A 19,820-nucleotide genomic window follows, 5' to 3' on the forward strand; every position below is an offset into this window, starting at 1 on the left:
AGCGAAAACACATTCAGCTCTCAATATCGCTAAGCAGTATGAATGGAGAGTGGTCAGTACAGAACAACAACGGAGCACTCTAGGCTCGGTAGCCAGCTCAAACAGTTCAAATATGTCGTAAATTTCAGCTGTCGGTTTTTATATTCATTCGTTGCTTAACTATGGGGAGCTTATCATTGAGTTCCTGATGTATGTCCTCGTCTCCGATATATGGTTCAGAGTTTTGGATGAAATAGTCCATTTTCTTGGTCAGGTTCTTTCGTAGTTCCTCCGAGCCACCCAAATCGTAGTAATCACTGTTATCGAGGATATCTGCAGCTTTGACAATCACCGCACTTCGTCCCAATGCAAAACATCTTTCATAAATATCGAGATGTTGTTGGAGATAATCGTTGATATTCTCGTCGAAACTAGTGGCTTCCACGATATTTGCAACATCCTCTCCGAACTCCGAACGAATCTCATCAGAAGCCACGTCTGTATCCTCTAGCAGGTCATGGAGAAAACCAGAGATAACGATGGACTTGTCGTAATCTCTGTTATAAAGATTCATTCCCACTCTTGTACTGTGGAGTATCACTGGTTTCGGATTATCGCCCGAAGATTCGAAGGAATGCACTAGATATTGGATAGCACGCTCAATTTCTTCATCCTCGCCTAAATTTCTCATCTGTGCGAATAGAGTACAGATAAGTAATAAACTTCTTTTTGACACAACCTGCCCCAAGTATCTGTTCTGACTGTCTCAATGACCCCTAATTCATTCCTTGTCCACGTGAAATTTGCATCCAGATTGAACAGTTAATTCACCCAAGATCCACTAGATTTCATATTGTGTGCATTGAGACTGGCAGTCTCAACTACTGCTCGTGTATGGGAGTTAAGACTACAGCGGGTTTGGCGGGGCTGTAATGCGTGATTTTGACCAGCATATCTTCGTAGCAGTCTTCGACTGACCTAAGATAGTGAAGACAGAAAGAGACGTCCGGCGATTCACCACGGCCAAATCTCCCCAATCTTCACAATATCTATACCCTCCACAAGTTTCAATGCCTTATAATCTGAGGGGGCGCGGAAGTGCTATCTGATGTGTCAGAAAAAATTGTAGAATACTACTATAGAAATTATATATAATGCTTGATGCCGTACACCTCAACTAATGAGTGAATCTGAATTAGTTCTTCTTTCCCACATCAATGCAGGCGAAATCCGCTCAGAGAGGCGAGAGTTGCATGGATAGAACCCAAATCTGTAATCACAGACAGAGAAGACGCTGGTGGTCAAATCCGCGTATCATCATCTAGTCTATTATTTAACGCCTGTTTACTCGGTGGAATGCTAACCATGCCAGATTAATTGAAATCGATATATTTTTACAATCCAGACATGACAGTTGAAATGCAGTAAAATGGTAAATGAAAATATAGGTTCCCGCTCTAGTCGTAGAACGTTTATTAAAACATGTGGTGCCGCTGCCCTCGCGGTTTCCGCTTCCTCAAGTATTGGAGCTGCTAAATCCGAAACAGAGGAACCCTTCCTCAAACTTCGTGGTTCTCTTTCTGACCCAATCACCAGAGATGAGATTCGTCAGGAGAAGCAGCGAGTTCTGAAAGAAAGTAGTACGTCTGGACAACAGTTCGGTGCATTGCCCTCCACCCCCTCCGCTAAGGTTCTTGCATACAACTTCTTCATCGACGAGGAGGACAACCCCCGGGAGCAGATTCTGACTTCGAACCCAACATTTGGCGAATCCCTTATTGCATCAGACCAAACACAAGATGGTTCTGATCAAGATGGAGGCTCAGAACCACTGAAAAAGGAAGACATAGATATCCAAGCCAAACATCAGAAGGCAGATTCTTGGATTGAGGATCCTCCGAACGAAAATTCACAGGCTCAAAGTGACAGTTCTGGTTCTAATGTGGCTGCGTCGTCGGGTGACGAGTGGTCAGATTGGGAAACTGTAACTAACGTCCATACAGAACACGATTCGGAGCCCCACGGAATCATTATATACGACATCTCCTTCAAGCGTAAGCCAGATGACAACGTATTCGCGATGGATGTCGGTGTCGAGTTAGAATCTGGGAAGAATAGAGTCGAAAATGCGGATGACGATAATTTCGATAAGCGCTGGCAAAACAAGGAAGGTTTCCTGACACAAGACTGGAATCAGGATAACTGGGCAAATATGAAGGACCGACACCCACGAACCAATAAGTCGAACGAGGTAAGCAACAAAACAATCACGCTCGGAGCTGACTCTGATTCGACATTCAAAGCGACTGTGTCAAAAACGTATTCCCAGCCTGAAACGGAGGTTCTTGAAAAGAGCAGCAAGACGGACAATGTCGCTCGGCATCATCTGACCAACGCTGCGAATTCTGATCCAGCGCTATGGACTTGTTTCTTCAACCCGTCGTCAATATCGATTGTTTCTACTGACTGCTCTGACGGGTTCGTTGATATGGTAGAGGCAGACTTCAAGGCTACGTGGGGAGATACGAATTTCCTGGGTCAGTGGGTCTCGCATCAACCAACTGACTCAATCACGTATACAATGGGGTCCTACTGCGGCGGATTGTAACTCAATAATATCGTACCGAGGCGAGATTCAGAAGAATTGCCACAAATATAAGCACAACTCCTAAATTTCCGAGATTGAGGTCATTTTGAAGAGATTGTGAAAGTTGCAGCGTTGCCCCAAAAACGGCGATCAGTAGCGCATTAGATTGAATATATTCCGGCTTCATACACGCGAGTTGTCAGTACATCCTATGATTCTTTTGATATCTGTCCAGAATCGGAATCAGAACAGACCGAGAGCCCTACTTCGCGTGTCTCGGTAAACTCTCGCCGTATGTCTGTTCGGTCCCACCCAAAGGGGGAGGGGGAAAGAACGCTTTCGACGGCTCGGATGAGTTGGGTTTCGTAGTAGTTCGGGTCGCAGGATTTTACGTCTTCATACGCCAATTTGACGCGATCTCGCGAGCGTTTCTCGTCGTCAATCACAACATATTCGATGTCCTGACCGGGATAGATGGTAATATCCTCGTCACCGGCATGCTTGAGGGCGGCTACGTTGAGCGGTGCCGAGCTTCGATACCACGCAATTTGTAGTCTTCTTCACTGGCGACTTTCCCGAAGTACTGGTGAGTGCGCCAGCGTTGCTCTCCCGCTGCGGGACGAACGCGACCCAGTCGTACTCGGCCTCGTACTCGAGACGAATGCCGATCGTGTCGGTCAGGTCTGTGGCGATGTCGCGGAGGTCCTCTCGGCCATACTCGTCGACATCTGGATCCGGCGTCACCCAGATGGAGTCGATAATTCTGTGGACGACTCTCCAGCCACCTTGCTCCAGCTGCTGCTTTGCCGTCAAAAGGATTTCTTGGGCGTAGGCGTTGATTGCTTCGTGGCATTTGATGCGGCCGAATTCGCGTTGCTGAACCCCTGATAGCCGAAGCAGGCGACGCACCCACTTGATGGCGTCCGACCGGCCCTCCAATTCCTCTAGGTGGTCTTCGTCGGGGTCATCTTTGACCTTCTCATCACGGATGTCAGCTTTGATCTCGTCGCGACTGTCGATAAGTGCTGGAGAACGTCGACGAGGTGACTTTGCTTATCACAGATTGAATATCCCAGCTCGGGGACGTCCTCACGCTCTCGATGGCACTCACACCGGATGACATCTGGCGAAACGTTGCTGGTACAGATGATGTTCGGGTAGAGGCTGGAGAAGTCGAGTTCGTGTACGTCCTCGTGTAACTCGACATCCGGAGCGAATATGAACCCGCCCCGGTCGCCGTCGTGAAGCGTCCCCATCGGCTTGAAGAATTCGTGTCGCCAGGAGTTCCACGGTGTCAGTACGCCTCGGTCGTGTGCCTCGCACACCTGGATCGCCGTGAGGACGTTCCCGATCGACGCCCACGCGAGTCCCTAGATGGGCTTGCGGGACTGTTCGACTAGACCGAGGACGTCCTCGAGGTTCGTTTCCCCGAAGAAGAAGGTGTTCGACTGGTCGATGATGGCCCGCCCCGGCACGTTGTAGCGAGCCGGAGAGTGCCCAACCTGTCCGTAACTGGCGTATGTGGACTGGCTGGCGAGTTGTTGATAATCCACCCCGGGCCACCGGCTTAACGAAAAATCGGCGTCGACCCGGTCGGCCATTTCGTAGAGTGTGGGGATGATTTCGCTCGTCGAAACGACCAGGATATCCGGGTCAATGTTGACGAGTACCTCTTGGACTGTGGCAAGCAACGCGGCAGTGTCTCCTCTGACAGTCTCGCTCCCGATGGAAATTTTTCTGTACCCCACTCACCGCTTGGATGGAACAACTCTGACGTACTGAGCAGACGGGGCTTGAGGGTATGCATTGAGAGCGCCAGTCTCAACTACTGTCGTGTGTCCTGAAGTTGAGACTACAGCGGGTTTAGCGGGGCTCTGATGCGTGGTTTCGGCCGATCCAGTGAACGGAAACTGACTCAGATTGCTCTCCAAACGGCCAATCTTGTTGAACCACCATCCATACACGCGAATTTCGACGACTTCCGATAGCGTAGCCACTCAAAGTCGCTCAATTACGGGGAGGAGTCTCCTCTCTACCCGATTCCAGTTTCCTTCTTCAACAGCGTTAGCGTATTGTCCGCTGTCACGATTGGCGAGTGTTCATACTCACCGGTCAACTCTACCTGCACGAGCAGATCAACCGCTCGCCAGATTGAGTACAACAGACATGCGAACGCGAAGTAGAAGAATCGAAGCCCAAAATACTTCGAGGTCGTTGCAGCCATGAACCGCTTAATCGACCTGTAGCCGCTTTCTATCTCCCACCGATACCCGTACTCAGTGAGGAAGCCACTACCGCGATTGGACATGAACACTGAGTACTGCCGGTGATCATCATGCTCAGCGTCTTCTTTCCGTCGGTAGATCAACGCCGTCTCGTGCCATTCGTTCTTCCCGAGATGCAGTTTCCTGTCGGTCTCGTATCGGTCTTGACCCCGCTGGAGCCGCCGGTGGGCAGCCGATCGCGAGAGTCTGACAAGTTAGTACCCAAGCCGAGAGGACATCGAGTAATAAGTCCACTTCCCGAATCCTTGGTGGATCTACAGGCGGAACAGGCCGAGTGCCGTGGGGCTTGACCCCGAGGCGGTTCACTCCATTCTAGACATCTGGATTCTCTCAACCAGTACTCTATCGATATCGTCATACTCGATTGTTTGACCGCCATGAGTCTCCGTGAACCGTACAGCCTCGTCGGTTTCAGAAAACGGAATAAGATCTGGTCCCATGCCACCCATCACATCTGTCTCAACGGCGTAGGTGAGGTCAGTCGCGTCCGCAAAAGTGTCCGGTGCGGTCGGCGCTGGCATCTTTTTTCGCTCAGTGTTCTCCGGGATCTCCCAGTCGATGCGGGAGTAGTCCGTGACGTACACTGCGGTCGCTTCCGCACCGTCGTCCACCATGTCGAAGTGATAGGGAAAGAGCCCGTGGGCGAGTGTGTGGAACCACGCGAGGTGTGCTGTCTCTTCAGTATCTTCGCCGGGTCCCTGACGGGGTTCCGGCTGTGCGTCGGCGTAGAAAACCTGTCCGTTCGGCCCGCCGTGGTCTCCGATCACCATTCCACCGTAATAATCTGGTTTTTGTCCGGACAGTGCTATCGGCTTGGGTGCCGCTTCGGTACTACTACCCAGACACCCGGTGAGACCCATCGCGATCCCCGCCCCAAGTGCGTGGACAGCACGTCGACGCGATATCAATCGGTGGTCAGACTCGCAACCCATGGACTTACCTTCGGCCACGCACGCAATACCGTTCTGGTGCGGTCATCGAACGTCGTCTCTTCACCGCGGCGAGCTCCGCACAGAACGCGTCAGTGACCCATAGCGCCGAGCGCCATCAGTCCGTGTGCGAAGAGCACGTGCTCCAGTATCACGAAGACGGGACTGAGCAGCCGGTGGACGCGACAACAAGGTGCTCCGAAATGATGGGATTCCGACGGTCGAGTTCGGCTTCGGCACCCGGACGGTGCACGGAACCGACGAGTACACGACATCCGAGGCCCTGGTTTGAAACGTCATCAACTACGGAACACTCCTTGTCCTGTACGAGCAACGTACGAGCACTAACCAATGATTGCAGCTATTGGAGGGGCCACAGTCGCGCTGATGACGCTCGTTATTCTGATCGCCGGGACGACGAACGGACTCGCTGGATTCGGGTTCGCCCTCGTCGGGACGATGGCACTTGCGACGGTGATCGACCCAGCAACGGCAGTTGTGTTCATGATCATCCCTATTCTCGCGGTGAATCTCTCACTGGTGCGTGATCTCACCCGGGAAGAGCTTCGAACCTGTAGTCGACGGTTTGGACCACTCATCGGGGCGGCGCTGGTCGGCACGGTTGTCGGGATGGCGGCCCTCAGTAGTATTCCGACCGGGCCCTTGCGTGTCGGCCTCGGGCTATTGACTCTCGGCTTCGTCGCGACCACTCAGCAGCGGATCCCCCTCCCAGAGTGGTCGTCAGGTGGGATCAGTACGTTCGCTCAAACGCGAGTTGGGATGCTCGGTGTTGGCGGCATCTCGGGACTGTTGTTCGGCGGGACAAATGTTGGTGTCCAACTGATCGCGTATCTTCGGAGCTTCGACCTCTCACACGGATTATTTGTCGGCGTCGTCGCGCTTGTATTCCTAGGACTCAACGGAATCCGTGTTGGTGTGGCGGGTCTGTTCGGGCTATACCCGAGCAGAACTGTTCTGTTTGCGTCTGTCGTCGCTGCTATCCCGGCCGTCACTGGAGTCGCTGTAGGGAAGCGCCTTCGAGTCACCGCCAGCGAGCGCTCTCGCAGACTCGTCGTGCTGGGACTGCTTATCGTGGTGGGGATTCGTCTGGTAGGCGGCGGGGTTGGAATAATCTAAATATCGATGTCAGTATTTCAGTCCATATCCGTTCAAGCGAATAGGTTCGCCGTCTGGCATCAATAAATGAGATACGTAGCTTGACAAGCCCGTTCTCTTCGAGTTGGATGGGTTCATAACAAACGGTTCGCACTGGAAGAAGTTTGGAATCCATCCGGTCAGCAGCTATCTCTTCGATTTCGTCGAACAGTGCTTCGACGTGCCTTTCGACCTCGTCACGGACATCACGGACTGTTTCCGTGTCTTCATCACCGGATTCGTAAGGTCCCACCCCCGAGATTCCCCGCCGTAGTGATCGGGTTGAACTCCGAGACAGTACATCCCATCAAAGGACGAAATGGCTCTGTTCTAACTTCTCTGGAACATCATAGGTCGGCGAGCAGTCGGTGTGCGCGGCGGCCGCTGTGAATGGCGACCGACGGCTCTAGACAGCGCAAGATAGTTGAGAACAGACGACTCGGATATCTCGTGCTTCACTCGGCACATGGTGTGCCAGCCGTGTCTGACGATAGTACTAAGTCAAGATAACTTGTTAAACAAGATTAGAGGGCTTAGCTAGCTATGTCGAATAAACCGTATCGGTTGGCAGTCTCGAACCAGAAAGGCGGCGTCGGGAAGAGCACAGTTGCACTAAACATCGCAGGAGCGCTCGGCGAACAAGGTCAGAACGTGCTGCTGGTAGATCTTGACCCACAGGGCTACCTGACCAGCGGCGTTGGTCTGGATGACGAGTACACGGCCCCATCGCCGAATCTTAACGACGCGCTGAAAGCTCCGGGCGAACACGCTGTCGGCGATCTCGTGATAGGCCACGACGAGTTCGACGTGCTGCCGGCTAACATAGATATGTTCTCGCTAGAGCAGGAGCTCGTTAGCGGAATGCGTGGTCGCGAGCGTTTATCGATGCTGCTCGAAGATGTGACTGGCTACGATTTCCTCGTCGTCGATTGTCCGCCATCGCTAGGGCTCTTGACCGATAACGCGTTACTTGCGTGTGAGAACGTACTCATCCCCGCCGAGGCTGAGGACACGAGCATTCGCGCTGTCGAATTGCTGTTCAAGCAAATTGACTCTTTGGAGGACAACTTCGGTGCGTCGATCCAAGAAGAGGCCTTGGTCGTCAGCAACGTTGACTATCCGCTTGACGGTGAACAACGGGGGATGTTGGAGTGGTTTGACGACACGTTCAGCGACCGGATTCCGGTGTTCGAGATCCGGAACCGGGCCGCCATCAAGCGGGCGTTCAATTCCGGCCACAGTATCTTCGGCCACGACGAGGAGTGTGACCAAGCAGACGAACTGCTGCGGATTGCGGACTATTTCATTAAGGAGCAACCATGAAAGACAGAGACGAGGCCAAAGACGAAATGTCCGAACGGCTCGGCCAGCGGTTCGGGAATGAAGAGACAGATAAGTCCGATAAATCAGATAAAGCCGATAAGCCTGATGAGCCAGATAATGAAGATAAGGATGTTAAACAAGACAAACAAGATAATAGTGATAAGTCTATTAAACAAAATAATCAAGATATAGCGATTAAATCAGATAAATCCATTAAGGATTATAAGGAAGTTTGGGGGAGTAAACTGGTTCATTTGCCGGATGAACTCATGGACCCAGTCGATAACGAGTTCGACCGAATGAAATACGAGTGTGACTGGGATGTAAAGAAAGAACGGCACTACTACCCAGTCGTCGTGGCACGCGGGATTGAGGCAGTCCAAGAGATGTCTGGTTCGGAGTTCACCGATGCTGTCGAATCTCTCGAATTGCGGTAACTGAGGCGTTCTATTAGCGTGTTTCACAGGAAACAGTGGGATGTAAGAACACATCGATGGCGGGGTGTGCGGGCTACAGTAGTCGGTTGCACGATTTCGTTATTCACATGAGTACGCTGAAACTGAAACGGCTGTATCAGACAGTACAGTCTATAAAGAGTAAGGAATCGGTCCAATTAGAGAGACCGCATTTCGATTGGATTCTCAGAACTACCTTACCTACATGCCTCTGCTTTCCAAAGCTCAAAGAATTCCAAATGTTACCCAGATAGTCACAGTTTTCCAATTAAAAAGAAATAGTAGTCAACACGCATCCGTACTGAACAGGCGTTTCATCTCTACGACTGAATAAAGGAACTATATTGCCAACTACTGATGAATTCGGTATCTGCACGTACAGCCTACCAGCACTGCGTACTCCTCCGATAAGTTCAAACAGGAATGAAGACGAAGGTTGCCCCAGCGACAACCCGATTACGTAATCTCGTCGATCAACTCAAATCCGTCTCTGAACTGAACCCGGTCTTCGAAGCCGTTAGCTGTAAGTGCTGCAACGGTGCCTTCACCAGCGTCAGTATCTGTGGTCACAACACAGACGTATCGAACGTCGCCGCTGTCGAGAAGGGTTGCTGCAATAGCGCCGAGGGCAGTATCTGCCTTCTCAATCTGGTCCTCAGGTCGATTTGATGACCGGGCAATATATGACCGGATGTCATCCATCACCCGGGATACTGTGCTGTTCGCATATTCGGGTTCAGCAGCAACTCGAACCCAGCCAGCATCGAGTGCGCTATTAATCGGCGTCTGTCCTGGTGTGCTGCGGTCTGGCGCTCCGCCAAGTTCCTCGTAGACGCGTTGGGGGATTACAAACGTGAGGGCGTTCTGAGCGGCGAAGCGCTCAAGAGCAGCGTATTTGTTATTCTGTTGGCGACCACAGGCGATGAAGAATCCGGTATCTGCGACCCACGCTACGGACTCCTGAAATGGGTCGAATGGCGTGCTCATCGGTGCCCGTCAGTCCTCAGATGACGGTGGTTGGTCGCGAGCATTCCGGATATCCTCAAAGTATGGATCAACGGCTTGCATATCTTGAACCACATCTCGAAGCGCATGCAAGACTGTAATCGCGAAGGCCTGCTGCAGATCGAGCTCCCGAGCCGCGACTCGTTCAGACATCTCACCGTTGGTATAGGGGATGGCGTACGTGAGCGCAGCCGCGAGTTTACCGAGCCCGTATCTTTCCAGGAGGAGGTTGAGATCCTGGTCGTGTGGTGAGCGACCGACGGCCTCGATGAGAGTGGGAGTGACGGTATACTCGTCACCGTCCAGATCTGCAGTAAGCGTGATCGGGACCGCCGAATACGTGTGTGTCTTCTGCTCTTCATCACGGGTCACGACACCGAGGTCAACAAGCGTCCCCATATCCGAGTACGCTGTCGTCCGGGGAATCTCTAATGCAGCGACGATATCGTCGATAATCACTTCTCTCTCACGAAGGACGAACGTGTAGAGCCGGGCCAAGCGTGGCTCTTCCAGCAGTTGTGCAATCGACAGGAGACCATTGATAGCTCGTTCTGGGTCCCCGGCAGCTTTCGACATACAATTCATAATTCATGTATTGAGTAATAACTGTTGGGACGACGTCTTCAGCACTATACATCTCTACCATCTACCGGGTACCGGTTGGTTCCGACTCAACACCTTCGCAACATTATGCCCTCAAACGTAAGAACCTCGAATAAAGGGTCGCCGAAGAGTAGCAGTCGAATCGACGGGAACTTTTCTCCACCCTCTGGTTCAATCGTCATCACGATACCGTTGCCCCCTCCGGGCTCTGTCTGTGCCGTCTGGCCCAGCGATGGGGTGAGACAGCTGAAAGGCAGTTTGTTACACCCCTCTGTCCACCATGGGGCATTTCTCCGGAGAGCCCTGTCTATCTCTTTCAAAAATCCACTACGGAGATAGCTCACTGATCGGAGCCAAGTACTTGTCCTCCCATTCTCGATGGGCCTGAAGCTCTCGCACGCCACGCTTCGTCAACTGATATTCGTTCTCTCGTCCGTTCTTAGCCTTCTTTCTGATAAGTCCCTTCTCGACCAGATCATCCAATTGCGGATAGACACGTCCTACCGTAATCTCCTCAGAGTAGTATTCCTGCAGCTCCGCGGTCAGTTCTGTCCCCATCGGACTATCCATGCCCGCAAGAACGACCATCATATCGCGTTTGAAGCTATTCACGTCATACATCCTGTCAAGCCAAGTACCACTCTCGGGAGTCATAATCTTATCTGTTCGTACTTACTAGAGCTCGACTCAATACCCTCCTCAAGCACTGTATCGATACTTCACCTTATCCACAATGTTCGTTTTATGCAGCCATCTCAGCCGGAGGCTCCAAACGATATCCAATCCAACAGACGACGCATTCCTGACCGAACTCGCAACCTATCGGAACCGAAAGCTCTTGCCCTGGCAGCTTGCAGCAGACGGACGTACATTCTGTGGCATCCGGTTCATCGTTCAGGAGCGCGACCTGCAGACTGCACCCGTCGACGAACAAGTCCAAGCCTTCGTTGCGGATATGCTATCGGACGGTGAGATCCGCCCAGAGTACGATTCGATGGCTGACTGGGACGCTCTAGAAGCGAAGCACGGCGACACTGCTGACCAGTACCTCTCGACCTGACGCCGCCTCAGAGCGATTTTGTGCCGCCTCACTGGCTGGAGGCTTTCCAGTATGTTGCCAACAGCCGAACCACCGTTCGATCCGATCTTCGTCGAGGAACCGCCGGTCAGTCCAAACTACGAACAGACGATTATCGACAACGTCGGCTTACCATTCTACACCGACGTTGACCGTCCCGACGAAGCGCCTGCTGACGAGCGCGAGCGAACTATCGACCTCGCGGAACGAATCCTGCGCGCCGGCGGCGTCCGAACTGGCTTCGGCCATCACGAGGAAGTCCGGATCTCGATGGAGTCGTGGGCCCCCGATGCCAGTGAAGAGTGCGACGCTGACCCCGGCTACTGGCGCTCTCACGTCCTCTTAATGTCGCCCAAGGAGATGAACTTCGGGCAGCTAAACGGCGAACCCGAGGCAAAGCACAAGAAAGCCAAGACAGTGCTTGCCTGGGCTGTGGACTGTATTGACACCGACGTCCTCCAAGACATTGAGCGGTCCCAAGCCGAGGATATCAAGCAGGCGTGGCGGGATGCAGCAGAGGCCGAACTAACGCAGCGTGAGATCGAGAAGTTTGCTGAGGACCGGCCAGACGAACTCGATGGCTGGACGAAACTTGACGCCGACCACGACGCTGTCAAGGTGGCCTACGTCGCTGACAACCACGGAACACCGTCGGTTGCAGCCGTCTTCGAGAGTGCTAACGGTGAGTTGAAGTCCCTTGAGTTCACGCTGGAGGATTGGAAGGAGAACGACGGCAACCCTCGCGAGGCAAGGCCGAATCGGTACTGTGCGACGACTGACGGCGACGGGGCCTACGCCCGTCTTCGCTCTCATCTGCTGACCTTCGAGGTCAAGCCGATGGAGCGACTCGAAGTGTAAGTTACTACACTGAGTGTGATCAATTCATAGCCCACCCCACACCGTGTTTCGAGTGTAAATACCGCTGCTTGTGGTTTTCACTGGAACCGGTGGTGTGTGCAAGCTTGGGCAGTAATCATTAGATGGTGGCAGTGCTGGATCGAATATCTCGTTCAGTGTCAAGTGGTTTACGCTGTTGGAGGAATTGATGAAACCCCATCCGGTGTGACGCTGAATACCGCTGACATCAACTGTGAGCGCGCGAGGAGGAGTCGGAACTGTCAGCAACAAAAACTCAGGCCCGGACACACACACCGGATTTTGAGTAAGGAGTATAGGATCTGTGTCGTAGATGGCTGTATAATAGTGTTAGGAATGGGTTTCTTACTCCAAACTAGGTGTGTTCCTCTAGTCTAGTTGTACTAGTAAGCAGTGTAGTTTGTGCAGAAACAACGAATGTGCTGCTACAACCGCTACATATCGCTTCTTTCCGCCCCTCTCTTCTTGTTCCTCTTACTCCAAACTAGGTGTGTGTCTCCCTCCCCTCTTACTCAAAATCCGGTGTGGTTCAGCCAAGTTTTGTGTAAGAGAGAAATCCCGAAATATCTCTTTTCACTCGATCTACTGGCACTCTTACTCATAATCCGGTACCTAAGTTTTATTTCACTGACTGCTGTCGACTCTAGTAATGGATAGCGAAGACGGGTCAGAGACACTACATAGCGTATTTGATAGTGTTGACACGAGCGAAGGAAAAATCTTCGAGAAACGTGAGATACTTCAAATCGACTATGTTCCTAGTGAAAAACGAATCGTCGGCCGGGATGAACAAATAGAGAAGGTTGCTGAGGAAATCGGGCCAATTGTTGTCGGTCAGCCGCCAAATTCGATCATCATCTACGGGAAAACCGGATGTGGGAAGTCACTTGTCGCAAAGCACGTCTCCAAGATTGCACAAGAAGAAGCTGAAAATCGGGATGTGAAGCTTGCGACAGGATATATTAATTGTCAGCAGGCAAAAGGTAACTCTGACGCTCTGACCACATACGGTCGTGCAATTAACCCACCAGAAAGCGGTGTAAAGTTCCCGTCCCGGGGGATTTCAGAGAACGAGTACTTTGAACGGGTGTGGTCGGTCCTGAACGAGTTTTATGACGCTGCAATCATCGTCTTAGACGAAGTTGACAAACTCAACAACGATGATCTTCTGATGGCCCTGTCAAGAGCGGGGGAAGACGGGAGTGTTGATGTTCCAATTGGAGTAATAGCGGTATCAAACAAAATCAACTATCGGGACAAAATGAGCGAACGGACAAAGAGTTCATTCGGCCATAACGAGTTTATTTTTGAACCATATGATGCGGAGCAAATTCGAGAGATACTTCAAAATCGGACCGATGCCTTCGTTGACGGCGTCCTTGAGGAGGGAGTCATTCCTCGTGCTGCGGCACTGAGCGCCAAGGAACACGGGGACGCACGAAAAGCCATGCGCCTGCTTCGATATGCTGGTGACCAAGCGAACAAGGAAAACGCTGAGCGAGTAAAAGAATCACACCTCTCGGATGCACGCGCCTCGGCAGAGTCTGATCGGTTGCTTGAGCTAATTTCCGGGCTTCCGCCCCATAGCAAGCATGTTCTAGTCGCGCTGGCGAACCTCAGCAAAAACAATCCGGACCGAGAATGGTTCCGGACAATGCGAATACGCGAGACATATCTCAATGTTTGTGATCGGAGTGGGGCAGACCCGCTTTCAACAGAACGGACCCGACAGCTACTCAACGAGCTCTGCTTTTTAGAGATTGCAGGGAGTCGACGAGGGACTGGAGAGGGGAAAGGGCACTATAGCCAGTACACTCTCTTGTGGGACGCAGATATAGTCCTCACACTTGAAACCTGAATTGCAGTCTTTTTCCCCCGGCGAGGCGAATTCTCTGGGGTTGCGCTCATTTCTGAGACATAACCAGAACTCGCTACGCGCCCAGCTACGCCAGCTGCTCTCACCAAAACTCTATTTTGTGGCCCCCAGCCGAGTACGGGGCGGTCCAGTGAGAGCGTCCCGACAGTACCCATGGCATCGAAGACCACCAACAGCAAGCAGACCGGAGAACAGCACCCAGCATCTAGCGAAGCGCAGTTCCCAGACCTCACAGTCCACGCCGAGGGGACCGCAGATCGACTTCAGCACGTGAACGAAACTGCCAAAGCCGATTGTCTCGAAACAGTCGAGGTCGAGCTAGCTGTCGAGTACGATATCGACTCCTTCGACGAGTGGCGCAGTCTCATCGACCCGGACTACGTCAAACACGGACAGACCGTTGAGAAGGGCACGATCATCAACGACTTGCTCGACAGACTTGAAGCACACTACCGCCGGCAGTCGTCCTCAAGGTTCCAAGCCTCGGACTGGAATCTCACGGTGACCGGCTCGGCGACCGCCTGGCGACGCCTCTTCATGGAGTTTTCCCAGATGCGTGGTTCAGATTCCGACCGTGCCGACAAGGCTGCCCTTCGTCTCAAACAGTTGCTCGCCGCAGACCTCGCAGACACAGGCGCAGCACTAGCTGCCCTCGAACTCATCAACCAGTACGATCTGGACACCCCAACAGACACGTTCATGGCAGAAGTGACGGACAGCACGGGCGACGAGTAGCCAACTCGTCCTGTCTTGGTCTCGGCTCTTACCAAAGACAGCGAAACACTGGTATCTGTCTCGGGGTTGGTAGATCGGGTTGTGCAAGATGCACAGCGCAAGTCGGTCACCAGTTTCCAACTGAAAGACTTTGACGAATCACCACACATACAGAAGAACTACGTAACAAGCGGAGTGAGAGCGAAAAGATGGCTGAAAGCGTACGGAGTCGATTAACGAATTCGTGGCTATATATTCCGATGAGCGTCGTCGTTTGGATATTGCTGTGGGTTTCGATAGATGCGCTTCTCGGGGACGGTAGTGTGATTTCTGCTGCGATTCCGGGGGCAGCAGGGGGGTTGGCTTTCGGAGTCTTCACCTATTATTTCAAAAATCGCGACAACGACTAGCTTAGTCCTCTGGTCTGTTCATATCGGCTCCGTTGCTGCCGGCTCCTGTTCCAGTTCTCCGTTTCATCATCAGTGACCGGATATAAAGCGCCTCAGCGTGCTGACTACACCCTCTACATCTTGCACGGCAACCAGTGACAACATCATCAGGTCGACAGCTGTTTCACTGGATCAGGCAAGACTCTCGCTCTCTGTCGGTTTGTGCTTCCCTCAGGGCCGAGGTTTAAATACAATGACGAACGCAACCATGCGTGTGACTGACCCGAATCCTGAATACGATCCTGCGGATATCCTCGGTGCAGCGAGTTCTGACCCTGAAACGAGAGGGAACGGACGGGAACGGGTCCTCGAATCCACCAGGTATCCCGACCGTACAGAGGATGATACCCGCATCTGTCGGAGCTGTGGGAACGATATTCCCCGGGATAAACGCCAGTGCCCATTCTGTGCTCACACCAGTGTCTCAGAGACGCCTACCGACGACCAAGATGACAGCCCACTCGAAGAGTGGACATTCGGCCGAGTCGTGCTCGCGCTCGTCGAGGCGAACACCACCTTCCACGCACGAGCCCTCGGCGCTGCGGCCTTTTCGGTGTCCGATAGTATCGCGAGCGGCGAGGACACCTCTCACGGAACGGTGAAGTGCCGTGCAGCGTTCGGAACCGAGCCAGCCACCACTCTCACCAAGGGGTGGCCCAAGCTTCCGACCGAAACCACGCTCGACGAGGAACCCGGACAGGCGCTCTTGGAGACAGCCGACGAACAGACTGATTGGGATGAGTCAGACGTCCAGCCACGGATCTATCTTGAGGACGGGTCGCCGGTCACCGACCGCTCGGAGTTCAAGCGGCTCAGAGACGAGTTCCAGCAGGACGACGGCACGTACTGGCTTGTTCCCGGCATCGTGCAGCGCCATCAGGCACGATCCGAGTTGGGGACGCTTGGCGTCGAGTTCCACTGTCGGCAGTGTGGTGCCATAACGGGACACGAGTCACACGGGCTCGACGGGTTCGAGTGCCACTCACATCTTGACCGGCTGATCTGGACCTGCAGGGAGTGTGGACAGCACCGCCACGAGCCCGAGCAGGAGGACGACACGGAGGAGACTACGGGCTATGACCACCTTCCCGACGGTGTCTCACCGGAGGACATCCACGGCGACGAGCCTGACTTCCAGGAGCAGGAGTTTCAGAACCAGATCAAGGCCTATCGCGAGCAGCACGGTTCCTTCCCGTGGAAGCGGTAGCTGTCGTATCGTCAGAGCGCAACGGTTGTTTAGGGTGCTGTAGAGCCGTTAACGGATCCCATTGTGGTTCTCGGTGAACGATCAGTATCGCTGTTCGCCAAAAGGATGTGTCCGGTCCTTGGGTGAGAGTAGGACAGTGTGAGCGCGTCATAGAACCCTCTCACGAATTACGATTCATCGGTAGCTTGTTGAGTTATCCGGCAGTAATCGGGCGTATTACTCAGTGAAGCCGGACTCAGAACTCAGCGACGACAGCAAACTTCCAGCAAGTCCGATCATCCCGATTACGAATGAAACAAGGACGATTGCACCTTTCACTGGCTCCACTGATTTCAAGTTTAATTATCCACAGCATGATCAAGATACTGAATAGGAGGGTATCTCTTGGTAGGGACACACGCCACTCAGATGACAGCAAGTTGCTTTAGTATTTCGTAACTCTGCTGTATTGATTACTCAGCGTAGATCGTGGTGCCTATTCTACGGTACGCGACAGTATTATCTTAATTCTCGCATAGTTTGTTGCGAGCGAGAACATCCACTCTAATCCATCTGTGTCCAATTCTGCATCGAGAGTCGGTCGCTTTCGTACTGAGTATTCCTCACTCGCGGGGAAAATCGTATTCATTACCCAGCAGCCTAAACAACAATAACCGAGCGCTACATTTGTATACCCAGTGGGGAAATACTTTTTGTCAGATAGGAAGAACCACTACGAAATGTCGCCAACCGATTACAATACTGAAAGATTGAACTTTTCGCTCCGCAATTTGCTTTTAGCTGTCTTTCTCTTCCTAATTGTTAGGCTCGGAAGTGGATTGGCAAGAGGACTACTGGAAGGAGACTATCTAATAGGCACATTAGGATTGATACTTGCTCTCGTACCGATAATTTGGCTATTGTCGATCATCAGAAAGGCATATTTCTGAAAACCTTCCAAGATAAGGGTCCTCTGTTAGAATATACGATTATAGTCCTACGATGACGTTTTGAGTTCCGATAACATCAGATTCATAGACTACCTGTACTGACCATCGTTTAACCACTCAAGTTAGTTCCAGTGTTCCCGCGAACCCCCGTCACCTCTGTGGGGAGAGCCGTACATATTCTTCCGCCGAATTGTCAGTGGTCCGGTCTGATTCATCACCGAACTCTATGAATTGTGGTCGTAAATCTAGAGCACTGGACGTGAGCTTGGAAGACTTCGTGGTTAGGACGGAACAGAAGTAGTACTGTCTGAGTGCGGAGCTAGCCACCCTTCAATAATATAAAACACAGAATGAGCGATTACACTATTTCTTGCCGTACAGTGTGGACTCCGTTCGGCTGGAATGGTGGAATGGCAACCTTAGTCACGGCTCTGCTGTCAGAGCGGAGGACGGAGGTGTTGATCTGTCTGGTGAACCACTCACTGGCCGTAATAAGCGCGTGTAAAATAGTATATCTGACTGGAATATCATATTCATGAAGTTGGAATGTCACTTTGAAGTATCCTGACCACTTTTGCCAGTTGATAATAAAACGATACTGTGAAGCGGTTCTATGTATTTTATACGTGCTTGGCAATGTGGGGCATAATGTTCGGATATAGTACGGTGCCAGCCATCATCAAGGGTGATCTGAGTTTTTCAATAATTGCCACATCTATAGCTAGCATCATGATGTTTTGTGGATCATCATATCAGATAGCCCGAGGCCCCTCAGGTGAATTCGATGACATCCCCGAGTGGTCAGTTTGGACCGTAGTTCTAGGTACTGTTATGTTCATTGTAGCTCATCTGGCTGAACTGGCCTGACTCGAGAAAATACATTCCCAGTAGTAGCGTGGATACAGGATAACAGTCAATACGCCCACGTACCAAACGGCCGTTTCACACTCACTGGTGAAAAAAGAAGCCGTATTCACAACGGCTGTTACTCCGGTAATAGCCGATCCAAAACGATACTCGTTCCGTCCTCAGTCCGGGGCACTGTATTCTCCAATAAGTGCTCGTCACGTTCGTCAACGTCGAGAATACCGGTTTCGACAATACGGGGACCGTCCTCCCGCTCGCCGGTGAGGGTAAGACACAGCTGGCCGTCGACTTTCCCACCAGCAACCGAAATCGACGCAACTGCGTCGGGAAACGAGATAGTCGTCCAACCATCGGGTTTCCGGACCCGCAACTCGGGCATTAGTTCTTCTTATCTGGGCCAAAGACATCACACTCTGGCTGGCATAGAGCCATTTTGTGTCTCTTGTAGCCGGAGGAGATCATGAGTACTACGCACCTTCCTTCGAGGAGTACGACTTCGACCGTGGTGACCGCGTTCGGGTTGATTGGACAGACGGCAACAGCCCACTCGACGAGGTCAGTGGAACCGTCTCTGGTATCTCGCGCTCCGGTGGCAACGTAATCGTTCTGTCGAGGCTGCCGACGACCAGTATTCCGAGAACTCAATCTACGGTGGCACCCACGACGCTGCTCCCGAATGGGTCAAGCCGATAGAGCAATCCTAGTCTGACGGTGGATATTATCGCTCATTTTGGGATCTCCCTCTGGGTAAGGCTTCCCAGATCAGGAGCACTGAACAGCAATCCGCCGACGAACACTCTTCAGATGCTGAAACCGCTCTTGAGGACGCCACACTAACTGCGCATGTGGTCCATCAGGATCAATAGAAGTTTATTTACCTCAGACAACTTAGCCACCTAAGGTAAATTATTTAGACACGGTATCTGGTTAGGGGCGGTGGCTGGTGTGGAAGCGGCAACTGGTGTGGGCGGAGGTCTTATCACAGTGGTAATAGCCGAAAGTATTCCCAATAGGGGTGGTACCTGACACCGACCAATAGCAATGGTACCGAGTGGAAGAAAACAAGCTACTATTTATCGTTTCGATTGGTTTAGCGGGATCCTTAGTCAGGATCTAGTACCTAATTTTATTCGACTGATTACTGTTTACCGCTAGTAATACTTTGTATGGCATTATACAATTTTGGTTTAGTTAACTAAACCAAAGTTGATTTACCACCTTCCCCTCCATAGACATAATATAATGTCGATATTTGTACAATATTTCCCGGCAAGCAGCCGCGTGGAATTAGATCCATCTATCTGTGCTGATCCTGTCCACATACGGCTCAGAAGCAAGGTGACGGCCAGTGCCTAAACTCTGTTCGAGGCGGGAGCTGTTAGGCAGCACTTTAGCCGGTGCCGCTGGCCTGCTCGCAGGCTGTAGCAGCTCGGAGACCGACACCGACGACTCATTTACTGTTGCGTTGGCGCGAGATCCAACACGGGTGAAATGGGATGTCTA

Annotated in this window: 15 protein-coding genes and 3 pseudogenes; 10 read left to right on the forward strand and 8 right to left on the reverse strand. The window is 52.1% G+C overall.

Annotated features, from left to right (window positions below):
• Positions 1 to 124: 124 nt before the first annotated feature.
• Positions 125 to 670, reverse strand: coding sequence for an HD domain-containing protein (locus tag AV059_RS00170; protein ID WP_079990677.1), 546 nt, complete (start codon positions 668 to 670; stop codon positions 125 to 127).
• 723 nt (positions 671 to 1,393) lie between these two features.
• Here AV059_RS00170 and AV059_RS00175 point away from each other — a divergent pair.
• Entirely contained in the window at positions 1,394 to 2,587 is a 1,194-nt protein-coding gene (locus AV059_RS00175) for a hypothetical protein (RefSeq protein WP_154020961.1), read from the forward strand.
• A gap of 188 nt (positions 2,588 to 2,775) precedes the next feature.
• Here the strand turns inward: AV059_RS00175 and AV059_RS21295 are convergent.
• The 3 genes and pseudogenes from AV059_RS21295 to AV059_RS00200 form a co-directional block, all read right to left on the reverse strand.
• A pseudogene (locus AV059_RS21295) lies at positions 2,776 to 4,314 on the reverse strand (type B DNA-directed DNA polymerase).
• A 284-nt stretch (positions 4,315 to 4,598) separates the two neighbouring features.
• Positions 4,599 to 5,021 (reverse strand): annotated as a pseudogene (locus AV059_RS21300) (transposase); the annotation flags it as partial.
• Positions 5,022 to 5,153: 132 nt separating this feature from the next.
• Positions 5,154 to 5,783 carry a nitrous oxide reductase accessory protein NosL gene (locus tag AV059_RS00200; protein WP_058991351.1) on the reverse strand — a complete coding sequence of 210 codons (630 nt, stop codon included), beginning with the start codon at positions 5,781 to 5,783 and terminating at the stop codon, positions 5,154 to 5,156.
• 348 nt (positions 5,784 to 6,131) lie between these two features.
• Here AV059_RS00200 and AV059_RS00205 point away from each other — a divergent pair, with 348 nt between their 5' ends.
• The 3 genes from AV059_RS00205 to AV059_RS00215 all read left to right on the forward strand — a co-directional run bounded on the left by AV059_RS00205 (position 6,132) and on the right by AV059_RS00215 (position 8,695).
• The gene (locus tag AV059_RS00205; RefSeq protein WP_058991352.1) at positions 6,132 to 6,917 is read left to right on the forward strand and encodes a sulfite exporter TauE/SafE family protein; all 786 of its coding nucleotides are present in this window, start codon (positions 6,132 to 6,134) and stop codon (positions 6,915 to 6,917) included.
• Between the two features lie 561 nt (positions 6,918 to 7,478).
• The gene (locus AV059_RS00210; RefSeq protein ID WP_058991353.1) at positions 7,479 to 8,258 is read left to right on the forward strand and encodes a ParA family protein; all 780 of its coding nucleotides are present in this window, start codon (positions 7,479 to 7,481) and stop codon (positions 8,256 to 8,258) included.
• Complete coding sequence (locus AV059_RS00215; protein WP_058991354.1) at positions 8,255 to 8,695, forward strand: hypothetical protein; 441 nt, start codon at positions 8,255 to 8,257, stop codon at positions 8,693 to 8,695. Before AV059_RS00210 ends, AV059_RS00215 begins: the two co-directional genes overlap by 4 nt.
• A 474-nt stretch (positions 8,696 to 9,169) precedes the next feature.
• On the opposite strand, the gene AV059_RS00220 is transcribed toward AV059_RS00215, so the two are convergent.
• The 3 genes from AV059_RS00220 to AV059_RS00230 form a co-directional block, all read right to left on the reverse strand.
• Positions 9,170 to 9,700: a hypothetical protein gene (locus tag AV059_RS00220; protein WP_058991355.1), complete on the reverse strand. Its 531-nt coding sequence runs from the start codon at positions 9,698 to 9,700 to the stop codon at positions 9,170 to 9,172.
• Positions 9,701 to 9,709: 9 nt separating this feature from the next.
• Complete coding sequence (locus AV059_RS00225) at positions 9,710 to 10,294, reverse strand: helix-turn-helix domain-containing protein (protein ID WP_005533816.1); 585 nt, start codon at positions 10,292 to 10,294, stop codon at positions 9,710 to 9,712.
• Between the two features lie 354 nt (positions 10,295 to 10,648).
• Positions 10,649 to 10,975, reverse strand: coding sequence for a PadR family transcriptional regulator (locus AV059_RS00230; RefSeq protein WP_079990678.1), 327 nt, complete (start codon positions 10,973 to 10,975; stop codon positions 10,649 to 10,651).
• Between the two features lie 121 nt (positions 10,976 to 11,096).
• On the opposite strand from AV059_RS00230, the gene AV059_RS00235 reads away from it, so the two are divergent.
• The 5 genes from AV059_RS00235 (at position 11,097) to AV059_RS00255 (ending at position 16,521) form a co-directional block, all read left to right on the forward strand.
• A complete protein-coding gene (locus AV059_RS00235; protein ID WP_079990685.1) occupies positions 11,097 to 11,381 on the forward strand; it encodes a hypothetical protein in 285 nt (94 codons plus the stop codon).
• Between the two features lie 51 nt (positions 11,382 to 11,432).
• On the forward strand, positions 11,433 to 12,257 hold the full coding sequence (locus tag AV059_RS00240) for a hypothetical protein (protein ID WP_058991358.1): 825 nt from the start codon (positions 11,433 to 11,435) through the stop codon (positions 12,255 to 12,257).
• A gap of 667 nt (positions 12,258 to 12,924) precedes the next feature.
• Complete coding sequence (locus tag AV059_RS00245; RefSeq protein ID WP_058991359.1) at positions 12,925 to 14,133, forward strand: orc1/cdc6 family replication initiation protein; 1,209 nt, start codon at positions 12,925 to 12,927, stop codon at positions 14,131 to 14,133.
• A gap of 171 nt (positions 14,134 to 14,304) precedes the next feature.
• Entirely contained in the window at positions 14,305 to 14,886 is a 582-nt protein-coding gene (locus AV059_RS00250; RefSeq protein ID WP_058991360.1) for a hypothetical protein, read from the forward strand.
• A 621-nt stretch (positions 14,887 to 15,507) separates the two neighbouring features.
• Positions 15,508 to 16,521 carry a hypothetical protein gene (locus AV059_RS00255; RefSeq protein ID WP_058991361.1) on the forward strand — a complete coding sequence of 338 codons (1,014 nt, stop codon included), beginning with the start codon at positions 15,508 to 15,510 and terminating at the stop codon, positions 16,519 to 16,521.
• A gap of 1,914 nt (positions 16,522 to 18,435) precedes the next feature.
• Here AV059_RS00255 and AV059_RS00265 read toward each other — a convergent pair.
• Positions 18,436 to 18,696: a hypothetical protein gene (locus AV059_RS00265; RefSeq protein WP_058991363.1), complete on the reverse strand. Its 261-nt coding sequence runs from the start codon at positions 18,694 to 18,696 to the stop codon at positions 18,436 to 18,438.
• Between the two features lie 56 nt (positions 18,697 to 18,752).
• Between AV059_RS00265 and AV059_RS22635 the strand changes: the two are divergent.
• Positions 18,753 to 19,021, forward strand: a pseudogene (locus AV059_RS22635) (hypothetical protein).
• The last annotated feature ends 799 nt before the right edge of the window (positions 19,022 to 19,820 follow it).

The sequence above is a fragment of the Haloarcula sp. CBA1127 genome (assembly GCF_001485575.1).
GTDB lineage: Archaea > Halobacteriota > Halobacteria > Halobacteriales > Haloarculaceae > Haloarcula.

Excerpts from the sequence above, each read along its gene's own strand:
- AV059_RS00170 (WP_079990677.1), bottom strand. The coding sequence starts at position 670 with ATGAGAAATTTAGGCGAGGATGAAGAAATTGAGCGTGCTATCCAATAT.
- AV059_RS00200 (WP_058991351.1), bottom strand. The coding sequence starts at position 5,783 with ATGGGTTGCGAGTCTGACCACCGATTGATATCGCGTCGACGTGCTGTC.
- AV059_RS00205 (WP_058991352.1), top strand. The coding sequence starts at position 6,132 with ATGATTGCAGCTATTGGAGGGGCCACAGTCGCGCTGATGACGCTCGTT.
- AV059_RS00210 (WP_058991353.1), top strand. The coding sequence starts at position 7,479 with ATGTCGAATAAACCGTATCGGTTGGCAGTCTCGAACCAGAAAGGCGGC.
- AV059_RS00215 (WP_058991354.1), top strand. The coding sequence starts at position 8,255 with ATGAAAGACAGAGACGAGGCCAAAGACGAAATGTCCGAACGGCTCGGC.
- AV059_RS00220 (WP_058991355.1), bottom strand. The coding sequence starts at position 9,700 with ATGAGCACGCCATTCGACCCATTTCAGGAGTCCGTAGCGTGGGTCGCA.
- AV059_RS00225 (WP_005533816.1), bottom strand. The coding sequence starts at position 10,294 with ATGTCGAAAGCTGCCGGGGACCCAGAACGAGCTATCAATGGTCTCCTG.
- AV059_RS00230 (WP_079990678.1), bottom strand. The coding sequence starts at position 10,975 with ATGACTCCCGAGAGTGGTACTTGGCTTGACAGGATGTATGACGTGAAT.
- AV059_RS00240 (WP_058991358.1), top strand. The coding sequence starts at position 11,433 with ATGTTGCCAACAGCCGAACCACCGTTCGATCCGATCTTCGTCGAGGAA.
- AV059_RS00245 (WP_058991359.1), top strand. The coding sequence starts at position 12,925 with ATGGATAGCGAAGACGGGTCAGAGACACTACATAGCGTATTTGATAGT.
- AV059_RS00250 (WP_058991360.1), top strand. The coding sequence starts at position 14,305 with ATGGCATCGAAGACCACCAACAGCAAGCAGACCGGAGAACAGCACCCA.
- AV059_RS00255 (WP_058991361.1), top strand. The coding sequence starts at position 15,508 with ATGACGAACGCAACCATGCGTGTGACTGACCCGAATCCTGAATACGAT.
- AV059_RS00265 (WP_058991363.1), bottom strand. The coding sequence starts at position 18,696 with ATGCCCGAGTTGCGGGTCCGGAAACCCGATGGTTGGACGACTATCTCG.